Source organism: Serratia surfactantfaciens, from assembly GCF_001642805.2.
In the GTDB taxonomy this organism is placed as follows: domain Bacteria; phylum Pseudomonadota; class Gammaproteobacteria; order Enterobacterales; family Enterobacteriaceae; genus Serratia; species Serratia surfactantfaciens.
In genome coordinates, this window is record NZ_CP016948.1 from 3765974 (window position 1) to 3778300 (window position 12327).

Annotated in this window: 12 protein-coding genes; 3 read left to right on the forward strand and 9 right to left on the reverse strand. The window is 60.8% G+C overall.

Annotated features, from left to right (window positions below; all coding sequences use genetic code 11):
* Positions 1-14 precede the first annotated feature (14 nt).
* The gene (xapA, locus tag ATE40_RS17660) at positions 15-836 is read right to left on the reverse strand and encodes a xanthosine phosphorylase (RefSeq protein ID WP_063918732.1); all 822 of its coding nucleotides are present in this window, start codon (positions 834-836) and stop codon (positions 15-17) included.
* A gap of 136 nt (positions 837-972) precedes the next feature.
* On the opposite strand from xapA, the gene ATE40_RS17665 reads away from it, so the two are divergent.
* Complete coding sequence (locus ATE40_RS17665; RefSeq protein WP_063918731.1) at positions 973-1884, forward strand: LysR family transcriptional regulator; 912 nt, start codon at positions 973-975, stop codon at positions 1882-1884.
* A 17-nt stretch (positions 1885-1901) separates the two neighbouring features.
* On the opposite strand, the gene ftsP is transcribed toward ATE40_RS17665, so the two are convergent.
* From ftsP to parC, 4 genes are all read right to left on the reverse strand, one after another.
* Positions 1902-3317 (reverse strand): cell division protein FtsP, encoded by a 1416-nt coding sequence (gene ftsP / locus ATE40_RS17670; RefSeq protein WP_019453057.1) that lies wholly within the window; start codon positions 3315-3317, stop codon positions 1902-1904.
* 132 nt (positions 3318-3449) lie between these two features.
* Complete coding sequence (locus tag ATE40_RS17675; RefSeq protein ID WP_019453058.1) at positions 3450-4184, reverse strand: 1-acylglycerol-3-phosphate O-acyltransferase; 735 nt, start codon at positions 4182-4184, stop codon at positions 3450-3452.
* Positions 4185-4244: 60 nt separating this feature from the next.
* The gene (locus ATE40_RS24800) at positions 4245-4427 is read right to left on the reverse strand and encodes a hypothetical protein (protein ID WP_156785440.1); all 183 of its coding nucleotides are present in this window, start codon (positions 4425-4427) and stop codon (positions 4245-4247) included.
* A 3-nt stretch (positions 4428-4430) separates the two neighbouring features.
* Entirely contained in the window at positions 4431-6704 is a 2274-nt protein-coding gene (parC, locus tag ATE40_RS17680) for a DNA topoisomerase IV subunit A (RefSeq protein WP_019453059.1), read from the reverse strand.
* Between the two features lie 325 nt (positions 6705-7029).
* Here parC and ATE40_RS17685 point away from each other — a divergent pair, with 325 nt between their 5' ends.
* Positions 7030-7611: an NAD(P)H-dependent oxidoreductase gene (locus ATE40_RS17685; protein ID WP_019453060.1), complete on the forward strand. Its 582-nt coding sequence runs from the start codon at positions 7030-7032 to the stop codon at positions 7609-7611.
* 33 nt (positions 7612-7644) lie between these two features.
* Positions 7645-7953 carry a putative quinol monooxygenase gene (locus ATE40_RS17690; protein ID WP_019453061.1) on the forward strand — a complete coding sequence of 103 codons (309 nt, stop codon included), beginning with the start codon at positions 7645-7647 and terminating at the stop codon, positions 7951-7953.
* 8 nt (positions 7954-7961) lie between these two features.
* Here the strand turns inward: ATE40_RS17690 and ATE40_RS17695 are convergent, their stop codons facing one another.
* From ATE40_RS17695 to cpdA, 4 genes are all read right to left on the reverse strand, one after another.
* Entirely contained in the window at positions 7962-8858 is an 897-nt protein-coding gene (locus ATE40_RS17695) for a LysR substrate-binding domain-containing protein (protein ID WP_019453062.1), read from the reverse strand.
* A gap of 88 nt (positions 8859-8946) precedes the next feature.
* Complete coding sequence (gene parE, locus ATE40_RS17700) at positions 8947-10842, reverse strand: DNA topoisomerase IV subunit B (protein ID WP_004937254.1); 1896 nt, start codon at positions 10840-10842, stop codon at positions 8947-8949.
* A gap of 46 nt (positions 10843-10888) precedes the next feature.
* Complete coding sequence (yqiA, locus tag ATE40_RS17705) at positions 10889-11473, reverse strand: esterase YqiA (protein ID WP_063918730.1); 585 nt, start codon at positions 11471-11473, stop codon at positions 10889-10891.
* Positions 11473-12300, reverse strand: coding sequence for a 3',5'-cyclic-AMP phosphodiesterase (gene cpdA, locus ATE40_RS17710; protein WP_019453065.1), 828 nt, complete (start codon positions 12298-12300; stop codon positions 11473-11475). The genes yqiA and cpdA overlap by 1 nt, the downstream gene beginning before the upstream one ends.
* Positions 12301-12327 lie beyond the last annotated feature (27 nt).

Consider the following 12327-nt stretch of genomic DNA (forward strand, 5'->3'; position numbering starts at 1 on the left):
GTATGCTTGCGGTGTTACAGCGTTTTGAACAGCTCGCGGATCAGACGCATGAAATCGTCCGCCGCCAGCGCCGCGCAGCTGAGCGTTTGTTCATGGGAGAGCGGGGTATCCGACAGCCCTTCGGCGTAGTTGGTCATCGCGGACACCACCAGCACCTTGAGGCCACAGTGGCGCGCCGTCAGAACTTCCGGCACGATCGACATGCCCACCACGTCACAGCCGAGGGTCTGCATCATGCGGATCTCCGCCGGCGTTTCGAAGTTCGGCCCGGTGTAGGCGGCGAACACCCCTTCCGCCAGCGGGATGCCGGCGCTTTCGGCCACCGCCGCCAACTGGGCGCGCAGATCGCGATCGTAAGCGTTCGCCAGGCTGAAGAAGCGCGGCCCGAAGCGATCGTCATTGGCGCCGACCAGCGGCGATTCCGGCATGAAGTTGATGTGATCGGTAATGGCCACCAGGCTGCCCGGTGCCACCGAGCGGCGCAGCGAACCGGCAGCGTTGGTCGCCAGCAGGAATTCACAGCCCAGCAACTTGAAGGTGCGTACCGCAGTCGTCATCACCTGCATGCCACGCCCTTCATAGAAATGACCGCGCCCTTTCATGCACAATACCGGCACGCCCTCCAGCTTGCCGGCAACCAGTTGCCCGGCGTGGCCGGCGACGCCGCTCACCGGGAAACCCGGCAGCTCCGCGTAATCGATGGTGACGGTTTCGGTCATCACCTCCGCCAGGGCGCCGAGCCCGGAGCCGAGAATCAAGGCCGCCTTCGGCTGGAAACCCGGCAGGCGGGCGCGGACGACATCGGCGCAGGTAAAAGCATCTTCTTGATTAAACATCGTATTCTCTCTTTCAGCGGGGGACAATAATGCCCATAGTAGAGAGCGAGGCATGGCCGAGACCAATACATTCTTGGCGGCCGATTTATTCCATTTACCTATAAGTTGAGCTGCGTCACAGGAGGCGTTACCCCGGATGAACCCGCCCCATGCCCTGCCCGATCCCGGTCGGATTAACTTCCGCCTGCTGCATTATTTCCGCGTGGTGGCGGAAGAGATGAATTTCACTCAGGCGGCGCGGCGGCTGAATATGTCACAGCCGCCGCTTAGCAAGCACATCAAGGAACTGGAAAGCCAGCTCGGGGTAGTGCTGTTCAAACGCACCACCCGCTCCATGACGCTGACGCCGGCCGGCCGCACGCTACTGCGCAACGTCGAACGGCTGCTGGATCAGGCCGACAGCGCGCTGCATCAGGTACAACAAATGGGGCGCGGCGAAGGCGGCCACATGGTGGTCGGCATGGTCGGCACCTCAGCCTGGGGCGGTTTGATCGCGGCGCTGCGGCGCTTCAGCGAGCAGAGCGTCGGCGTCACCTGGTCGTTGAACGAGCTGACGCCCAGCCAGCAAATCGCCGCGCTGCAAAAGCGGCATATCGATATCGGGGTATGGCGAGAGGCGCAGCAGCAGACGCTGCCGGGATTGACCTGCCAACGGCTGGCGTGCGAAAGCATCGCCGTGGTGCTGCCGCTCGGTCACCCGCTGGCGCAGCAGGAAAATATTCCGCTGGCGGCGCTGCAGAACGACAGCTTCATCGTGCTGCCGCCGCATGAGGCCAGCCTGGGGCTGTATCTGCACAATCTGTGCCTGCAACAGGGATTCCTGCCGGACGTCGCGTATCAGGTTAACGAGCCGCAGACCCTACTGGCGCTGGTGGCGGAAGGCTGCGGCATTACGCTGCTGCCGGACAGCTACGGCCGTATCCCATGGCCCGGCGTGCGGTTTTGCTCGCTGCAGCACGCGCCTTCGGCGGATCTGTACGCGGTATACCGCACCGACAGCGTGACACCGGTGGTGCAGGCCTTTTTGGAAATGCTGCGGGCGCCGTAAGCGGCCCGCAGAGCAGGTTACATCGCCGGCTGCACCATCAGCTGGCCGGCGGTGCCGCGGTCGGCCATCTCCAGCGTCTGGCTGTAATACAGGAACGGGAAGTGTTCGGAGGTGGGTTGGTTGAAATACACCAACAGCTCAACGTCGCCATCGACCCAGACGGTATCCTTCCAGCCGCGATCTTCCGCCATCGGCTGCGCGCCGTTAACGCGTTTGATCAGGAACTGCACGCCCTGAATATGGAACGCCTGCGGCGTATCCGCATGAATGTTCCAGCGTTCCCAGGTGCCTTGCTGCGCCTGCACGTCGATGCGGTTCATGTCCCAAATCGCGCCGTTGATGCCGACGCCACCCTCACCCAGGCGGAAATCGCGGGTGCGGCTGGCGCTGCCGTCCAACAGCTGATCCGCCAGCAGGCGCATCGGCAGGTTGTCGGTCACCAGCGGCAGCAGGCCGGTTGGGCGTAGCGTCAGCACCTGAGTGGACACCAGAATGCTCGACGGTTCGAACAGGCCGCGCAGGCGATCCATGATGCCCGCCGCTTCACCGGCGGTGATGGTCACCTCGTCGCCCTTCGACATGTCGATCAGCACTTCCCGACGTTCCCCCGGTGCCAACGACAGCTGTTGCACCGCGACCGGCGCAGGCAGGAAGCCCTGATCGCTGGCAATCACGTTGAACGGCCGCCCGTCGCTGAGCTGCAGGGTATAACGCCGGGCATTGGAAGCGTTGAGCAAACGCAAACGCACCCAGCCGCGCGACACTTCGACATACGGGTTTTGCACACCGTTGACCAGCAGCGTATCGCCGACGAAACCGCCCTGCGACGGCGCATCGTATTGCGGCGTGCCAAAGTTATCGAAGCGTTTGTCCTGAATGATCAGCGGGAAGTCGTCGACGCCATAGTGGTTGGGCAACGGCAGCGCTTTGCTGACGGCGTCCTCCACCAGCCACAGCCCGGCCAGCCCGTTGTATACGTGCGGCGCCATACGGTTTGGCGTGTTGGCGTGGTACCAGCAGGTGGCCGCCGCCTGGCGAATAGGCAGCACCGGCGACCAGTCAACGTTAGGCGACATCATGCGCGGCGCGCCGCCCATCAGGGTGCCCGGCACCTGCAGACCGCTGATGGTCATCGCCACCGGCTCCTGCAGACGGTTGCTGTAGATCAGTTTGACGTCATCACCGCTGTAAACCCGCACCGTCGGCCCCAGGTACATGCCGTTGATGCCCCACACCGCCGCTTTGCGGTTATCCATAAACGCCCAGTGGGCGCGCTGCAAGGTCAGGAACAGCGGCTGACCGCGGCGAGATTCCAGCAGCGGGGGAATGGGTAACGGGGTCTGCGTTCCGCTCGCCTCAGCCCTCAGCGGCACGGCGCCCGCGCACAGCGCCAGGCCCGATGCCTGTAAAAACTGACGTCGACTGAGTGACATATTTTCTCCATGAAAAGCAATAACTAAACCGTGTGCAAAACCCAAACGCCCGCCAATCAAGATTAGCAGGCGTTCAGGCGTTAACGGCGCTGAACGCCAATTAAAACCCTATTCTTTGAAGCCGGTAGACTCTTATTTTTTTGCGGCGTTGCGCTGGGCGACTTCGGCGTCCAATTCGGCGATCTTCGCCTCCATCAGCTCGCGGCAATGGGCCGCCAGCTCGCGCACGTTTTCTTTGCCGTACTTGCTGGTATCCACCGGCGCCAACATCTCGACGATCACATGACCGTTATTCCAACGGTTAAGATTTATATTACCGCTGGTGGTGGATACGCAGATCGGCACAATCGGCACGCCGGCGGCGATGGCCGCGTGGAACGCGCCGGTTTTAAACGGCATCAGCCCGCGCCCGCGGCTGCGGGTCCCTTCCGGGAACATCCAGATCGAAATGTCTTTCTTCTTGAACTGCTCCGCCACCTGGGCGATGGTGCCGTGCGCCTTGGCGCGATTATCACGATCTATCAGCAGATTACCGGTCAGCCAATACAGCGGGCCGAAAAACGGGATCCACACCAGATTTTTTTTACCGACGGTCACGGTGCGCGGCTGCACGATATTGGAGGCCGTCACCATGTCGTAGTTATTTTGGTGGTTGGCGATATAGATGCAGTTGCCGTTGTTGGCCGCATCGGCCGGCACGCGGGTTTCAACCTTGATGCCGAACAGCGTCGACAGACGGCCGAAAAGATGGCCGAAGGTCGCCACATGGCGAGGGTTGCGCGGGCTGAACAAGCAATAAACAGAACCGAAAATACACACCAGAATACAGAAAAGAGTGGCGAGAACGGCACGCAAAATCAATAACATAACAACCTCATTAGCACACTGCCAACGCAGTTTACTTCGCTGCGCAGATTCCTTTACTCATTATTTGCCGGCAAGGCGGAAAGCACGCCCATGTCGCCTGCATTTCTCGCTATTTTCCCGCCCGGCGGCAGTACGCACAATAATTTTTTGCGCAGAAATGTTAACTATTTGGAAAATAAACGCCAGCAAAAATAAATAAGGCGGCCACAGCACGCTGCGACCGCCCATTAACGCCAGCGCCAACGCTTACTCTTCGCTGTCGCCGCCCGCAGCCCGCACCGGCGCATCCACTTCGACGCGATCGATGCGCTGCAGGCCGCGCGGCAGCTGGGTGCCTTTGCGGCCGCGTTCCGCACGGAATTTCTGCAGATCTTCAGGACGCAGCGTCAGCTTGCGTTTGCCGACGTGCAGCGTGACGGAGGCCTGCGGCGGCAGGACGAACAGCCAGGCCAGTTTGTCTTCGCCGGCCGCGGCCTGCGCCGCCGGAATGGAGACGATCTTGTTGCCCTTGCCCTTCGACAGCTGCGGCAGATCGGCGACCGGGAACATCAGCATGCGCCCGGCGGCGGTGATCGACAGCAGCATGTCGTCTGCGCCGTGGATCTCCATCGGCGGCAGCGCTCTGGCGTTGTCCGGCAGCGTGATCATCACCTTGCCGGCGCGGTTGCGCGCCACCAGATCGTTGAAGGTGCAAACGAAGCCGTAACCGGCGTCGGAGGCCATCAACAGTTTCTGATCGTCGGCCGCCATTAGCACCTGTTCAATGGTGGCGCCCGGCGGCGGCGTCAGCTTGCCGGTCAACGGCTCGCCCTGCCCGCGCGCCGAAGGCAGCGTCATCGGATCGAGCGCATAGCTGCGCCCGGTAGAGTCGATGAACACCACCGGCTGGTTGCTCTTGCCGCGCGCCGCGCCACGGAAGCTGTCGCCGGCCTTGTAGCTCAAACCGCTCGGATCGATATCGTGACCCTTGGCGCTGCGCACCCAGCCCATTTCCGACAGCACGATGGTTACCGGCTCGGACGGCACGAAGTCGTGCTCGCTCATTGCCTTGGCTTCCGCACGCTCGGTCAGCGGCGAACGGCGATCGTCGCCGTAGGTCTGCGCGTCGGCCTGGATCTCTTTCTTAATCAGCGTGTTCAGCTTGCGCTCGGACGCCAGCAGCGCCTGCAGCTGATCGCGCTCTTTCGCCAGCTCATCCTGTTCGCCGCGGATCTTGACCTCTTCCAGCTTGGCCAGGTGACGCAGTTTCAGCTCGAGGATCGCTTCCGCCTGGGTGTCGGAGATGCCGAAACGCTGCATCAGCACTGGCTTCGGTTCATCCTCGCTGCGGATGATGTGGATCACCTCGTCGATGTTGAGGAACGCCACCAGCAAACCTTCGAGGATATGCAGGCGCTTCAGCACCTTCTCGAGGCGGTAGTTCAGGCGGCGGCGCACCGTATCGCGACGGTAGGCCAGCCATTCGGTGAGGATCTCCACCAGCCCTTTCACCTGCGGGCGGTTGTCCAGACCGATCATGTTCATGTTGATGCGGTAGCTGCGTTCCAGATCGGTAGTGGCGAACAGGTGATTCATCACCTGCTCCAGATCGATGCGGTTGGAGCGCGGCACGATCACCAGACGCGTCGGGTTTTCGTGGTCGGACTCATCGCGCAGATCTTCAACCATCGGCAACTTTTTAGCGCGCATCTGACTGGCGATCTGCTCCAGCACCTTGGCACCGGACACCTGGTGCGGCAAGGCGGTGATCACCGCGCTGCCGTCTTCTTTCTTCCACACGGCGCGCATGCGCACCGAACCGCGGCCGCTCTGGTAGATCTTACGAATTTCATCGCGCGGGGTGATGATCTCGGCTTCGGTCGGGAAGTCCGGCCCCTGCACGAATTCGAGCAGATCGTCGAGTGAAGCGCCCGGCTTGTCGAGCAGCGCCACCGCAGCGGCGGCGACTTCGCGCACGTTATGCGGCGGAATATCGGTCGCCATGCCGACCGCGATGCCGGTGGTGCCGTTCAGCAGGATGTTCGGCAGACGCGCCGGCAGCATCTTCGGCTCTTGCAGCGTACCGTCGAAGTTCGGGATCCAGTCGACCGTGCCCTGACCCAGTTCGGCCAGCAACACTTCGGCGTATTTGGACAGGCGCGATTCGGTATAACGCATCGCCGCGAACGACTTGGGATCGTCCGGCGCACCCCAGTTCCCCTGGCCGTCCACCAGCGGATAGCGGTACGAGAACGGCTGCGCCATCAGCACCATGGCTTCATAACACGCGCTGTCGCCGTGCGGGTGGTATTTACCCAACACGTCGCCCACGGTACGGGCGGATTTTTTGAATTTGGCGCTGTTGTTCAGCCCCAGCTCAGACATGGCGTAGATGATGCGGCGTTGTACCGGCTTCAAACCGTCGCCAATGTACGGCAACGCCCGATCCATGATGACGTACATGGAATAGTTCAGATAGGCGTTTTCAGTGAATGTGTGCAGCGGTAAACGCTCTACACCGTCATGAGTCAGATCACTCATTACTCAATTATCCTCAGACCGTGGCTTGGCAATCCCTTGGACGACAAAAGGCATCGCTTGTCGATTCTGCCCGCGATAGTAACCCATCTGCGGGGTAGCTGTCACAGTTGGCGCAAGGATCGCCGGCGACGGCCGGTTGCGCTATGCGGTTTATGCAAAATTTCGCTCTCTGGCGGCCTGTTTATTGACTGACAGTCAACACTGTTGTGCGCCAGATCGCATTTTTACCTGCGCGGCTAACGATTACACTCATCGCCAGCTAGGTAGTTTCCCCCTTTGCGGCGGGAAGCATGCCATATCTTAACTCTGACGGGAGCCGCGAAAGATGAGCAATATCCTGATTATCAACGCTAAAAAGCAATTCGGCCATTCTAACGGCGAACTCAACCAAACCCTGAGCGACGTGGCGGAAAGCTTCCTGCGCGATCTGCAGCACGATGTGCAGGTCACCGTGGTCGACGACGGCTATGACATCGAGGCCGAAGTACAGAAATACCTGTGGGCCGACGCGGTCATCTATCAGATGCCGGGCTGGTGGATGGGCGAGCCCTGGATCCTGAAAAAGTACATCGATGAAGTGTTCACCGCCGGTCACGGCAGCCTGTACGCCAGCGACGGCCGCACCCGCACCGATGCAGGTAAAAAATACGGCTCCGGCGGCCTGATTCAGGGCAAGAAATACCTGCTGAGCCTGACCTGGAACGCCCCGCTGGAAGCTTTCACCGATCCCGACCAGTTTTTCCACGGCGTCGGCGTCGATGGCGTTTATCTGCACTTCCACAAAGCCAATCAGTTCCTGGGGATGGAAGCGCTGCCGACCTTTATCTGCAATGACGTGATAAAACAACCGGATATCGAAACGGATATCGCACGTTATCGCGAGCATCTAGCGAAAATTTTTGCTTAACTGAACCAGAATATCTTCATTAACGAGGCAAGCATGATCACTGTAATTGCAGAAATCAAAGCCAAACCGGGCCACCGCGCCACCGTACTGCAAGCCATTGAAAAATTGGTGCCGCTGGTGCTGGCGGAAGAAGGTTGCGGCGAATATACGCCGATGATCGACAGCAATACCCAAGCCCCCTGGCAGAAGCTGTCGCCGGATTCGGTATTCATGCTGGAGAAATGGGAAAGCATGGCGCATCTGGAAAAACACCTGGCGATTGAGCACATGCTCAAACACCGCGACACCATCAAGGACAGCGTGCTGGGCACCGAGATCTACATTCTGGAAAACGCCCTGTAAACCCCGCCTTATAACGTCTGCGCGTCGATGTGCGCGCTGACGTAGTCAAGAAAACAGGTGATGCGCGCCGCCAATTGCGTATTGCGGTAATAAACGGCATTGATCGGCTGGCGCACGTCCAGCGTCTCCTGTTCCAGCAACGTCACCAGCCGGCCCTCTTCACGATCGCGGCGGGTCATGAAGTCTGCCAGCTGTACGATCCCCTCGCCTCGCAGCGCCAATTGCCGCAGCGTTTCACCGCTGGATGCAGCCAGGGTTGGCGTGATGGTGAAATGTGGCGCCTGGCGATAACGCAATGGCCACTGGTTCAGCGATTCCGGCTGGGTAAAACCCAGCAGGCAATGATGATGCAGCTCATCCACGCTCTGCGGCACACCGCACCGCTGCAGATAAGCCGGGCTGGCGAGAATGCGCAGTCGGCTGGCCCCCAGCGCGCGCGCGTGAATGGTCGAATCACGCAGCACGCCGATGCGAATGGCGATATCCGTGCGTTTTTCCAGCAGATCGATAATCAGGTTGTCGGTGTTCAATTCGAGCGAAATTTGCGGATAGCGTTCTCTGAACCCGGCCACCATCGGCACGATGACGTGCTCCATGAAAGGCGCGGCCGCGTTGATCCGCAACCGCCCGGCTGGCATTTGCCGGCGCACCGCCATTTGCTCCTCGGCATTTTCCACCGAGCTGATGATCGTACGCGCATGGCTCAGGAAACTCTGCCCCTCTTCGGTCAGCTCTAAGCGACGCGTCGTGCGGCGCATCAGGGTGGTATCGAGCTTGTTCTCCAGGCGGCTGAGCGCGCGGCTGATGCCGGAGGTGGTCTGGCCGAGCTGATCGGCGGCGGAGGTAATGGAGCCGCTGTCGACCACCGAGGTGAACGCCAGCAATTCTTCGAGCGTGATCTTCATGCACTCCGCCCCAGGTTATCGGGCGCCGCATGAACGCCCTGCGGGAAAGCAGGCCCGACGAACCGCCGGGCCAGGGTCAGGGTCAGGCTCAGACCGCCAATTCGGCCATGTCGCCCTTGTCTTGCAGCCAGTTGCGGCGATCTTCCGAGCGCTTCTTGGCCAACAGCATGTCCATCACCGCCAGCGTCTGATCGACGTCATCCTCCGCCACCGTCAACTGCACCAGACGGCGGGTGTTCGGATCGAGGGTGGTTTCGCGCAGCTGCAGCGGGTTCATCTCGCCCAGGCCTTTAAAGCGCTGGACGTTCGGCTTGCCCTTCTTGCGCTTCAGCTGTTCCAGCACGCCGGCTTTTTCTTCTTCATCCAGCGCGTAGAACACCTCTTTACCGAGATCGATGCGGTACAGCGGCGGCATGGCGACATAGACGTGGCCGCCCTTCACCAGCGAACGGAAGTGGCGCACGAACAGCGCGCACAGCAGCGTGGCGATATGCAAGCCGTCGGAGTCAGCATCCGCCAGAATGCAGATTTTGCCGTAGCGCAGCTGGCTGAGATCTTCGCTGTCCGGATCGATGCCGATCGCCACGGAAATGTCGTGCACTTCCTGCGAGGCCAGCACTTCGTCCGAGGAGACTTCCCAGGTATTCAGGATCTTGCCCTTCAGCGGCATGATCGCCTGATATTCGCGATCGCGCGCCTGCTTGGCCGATCCACCCGCTGAGTCCCCTTCCACCAGGAACAGTTCGGTCATGGCCAAATCCTGCGAGGTGCAGTCCGCCAGCTTGCCCGGCAGCGCCGGCCCGCTGGTCAGCTTCTTGCGCACCACTTTCTTGGCGGCGCGCAGACGGCGCTGGGCGCTGGAAATCGCCAGTTCGGCCAGCTGTTCCGCCGCCTGAACGTTCTGGTTCAGCCACAGGCTGAAGGCGTCTTTCACCACGCCGGAAACGAAGGCCGCGCATTGACGCGAGGAGAGACGCTCTTTGGTCTGCCCGGCGAACTGCGGATCCTGCATCTTCACCGACAGCACGTAGGCGCAGCGATCCCAGATATCCTCCGCCGACAGCTTCACGCCGCGCGGCAGAATATTGCGGAATTCGCAGAACTCGCGCATCGCGTCCAGCAGCCCCTGACGCAGGCCGTTGACGTGGGTGCCGCCCTGCATGGTCGGGATCAGGTTGACGTAGCTTTCGGTCAGCAGCTCACCGCCTTCCGGCAGCCACAGCAGCGCCCAGTCCACCGCTTCGGTGTCACCGGCGAAGTTGCCGACGAACGGCGCTTCCGGCAGGGTGATCAGGCCGTTGACCGCTTCCATCAGGTAGTCGGTCAGGCCGTCCTGGTAGCACCAGCGCTGTTCGGTGTTGTTCACCTTGTCGATGAAATAGATCTCGACGCCGGGGCACAGCACCGCTTTGGCTTTCAGCAGGTGAGTCAGGCGCGATACCGAGAAACGTGGGCTGTCGAAGAACTGTTCGTCGGGCCAGAAGTGCACGCTGGTGCCGGTGTTGCGTTTGCCGCAGGTGCCGGTCACCGTCAGATCTTGCACCTTGTCGCCGTTTTCGAAGGCGATGCTGTAAACGTTGCCGTCGCGGCGCACGTTGACTTCCACCCGCTTCGACAGGGCATTGACCACCGAGATGCCAACGCCGTGCAGGCCGCCGGAGAACTGGTAGTTTTTATTCGAGAATTTACCGCCGGCGTGCAGCCGGCACAGGATCAACTCAACCGCCGGCACGCCCTCTTCCGGGTGGATGTCCACCGGCATGCCGCGGCCGTCGTCGATCACTTCCAGCGACTGATCGGCGTGCAGAATCACGTCGATGCGCTTGGCGTGGCCGGCCAACGCTTCGTCGACGCTGTTATCGATCACCTCTTGGCCGAGGTGGTTTGGGCGCGTCGTGTCGGTATACATGCCGGGACGACGGCGCACTGGTTCTAGACCGCTGAGTACTTCAATGGCATCAGCGTTATAGCTGGATTGAGTCATCGTTGATTATTTTTTCGTGGTTAAAGGGAGGTGCCGGAACGGTCCGTCAGACCGCGTTTAGCCCTAAAAAATCCACAATCTGGGGGAAGTAGTGCTCGAAACCGACGAAGGCGTGGTTTCCACCCGACTCCACCGTTTGCCGACACGCGGTGTAATACGCCACTGCCTGGCCGTAATCGAGAATTTCATCGCCCGTTTGTTGCAGCAGCCAGATTAAATCCGGCGACTCCAAAGGATCGATCTGCATCACTTTCAGATCGTAAACGTGCCGAGACTCTAACACATATTGCTGGCCGGTGTAGGGGTTCTCGTTGGCGCCGAGGTAGTCGACCAGCAGCTCAAACGGCTTGACCGCCGGGTTGACCACCACCGCCGGCAGCGAAAAACACTGCGACAGCCAGGTGGCGTAATAGCCGCCCAGCGATGAGCCCACCAGCCCGAGCGTTTGCCCGGCGCGTTCCAGCACCAGGTTCTCCAGCATCTCGGCGGCCTCCGCCGGAAACGCCGGCAGCTGCGGCACCAGCATCTCGATATCGGGATGACGCTCGGCCAGCCAGGCCTTGAAGGCCACCGCCTTGGCCGACTGCGGCGAGCTGTTGAAACCGTGCAGGTAGAGCAGTGTCGAAGGCATCAGTATCCATCCGAGTCCATATCGGGGCGGAAGTCGTCGTTTTCCAGGCGGAACACCTGCGTCTCGACGCGGCCGTCCGGCAGCAGATCGAGGTAGCGCCAACCGGGAGAGACGTCGTCGATGGTAAAGTTAGTGCAGTGCGGCTTGAATTGCACGCAGGTGGACGGCGTCGCCAGCAGACGCCGGCCTTGCCATTCCAGATCCAAATCCTGGTGAATGTGCCCGCACACCACGGTGTTCACTTTCGGGTAGCGCAGCAGGATCGCCCCCAGCATATGCGGGTTGCGCAGGCTGTGCTGATCGAGCCAGGTACAGCCGGAAGGCAGCGGATGATGGTGCAACAGCAACAGCGTATAGCGCTCGGGGTGAGCCTGCAGGCAGCGCTCCATCCATTCGAGCTGGTATTCGCTCAATTCGCCGTGCGGTACGCCGAATACCTGGCTGTCCAACATCAGCACCTGCCAGCTGTCGCCCAGCAACACCTGCTTGGAAGGGGCGATGCCAGCGGCGGCCAACGCGTCGACCATCGCCGGTTGAAAATCGTGGTTGCCCGGCAGCCACACGCAGGGAGCCGGCAGTTGCGCAATGCCGGCGGCAAAGTGGCGGTACGCCGCCTGCGAATGATCCTGCGCCAAATCTCCCGTGGCGACGATCAGATCGACATCGCGGCGCTGCGCCTGAATGGCCTCCAGCACCGCGTGATAACTGCGATAGGTATTGATGCCGAGCAGCGTCTCGTGTTCGCCGGCAAAAAGGTGGGTATCTGTTATTTGTAGAATCCTGACCGCGGCCCCACTCGCCACAGGCAGTTTAAACAGGCTTTCCAAATGGTGTCCTTTGTTATTTCAGTCTGT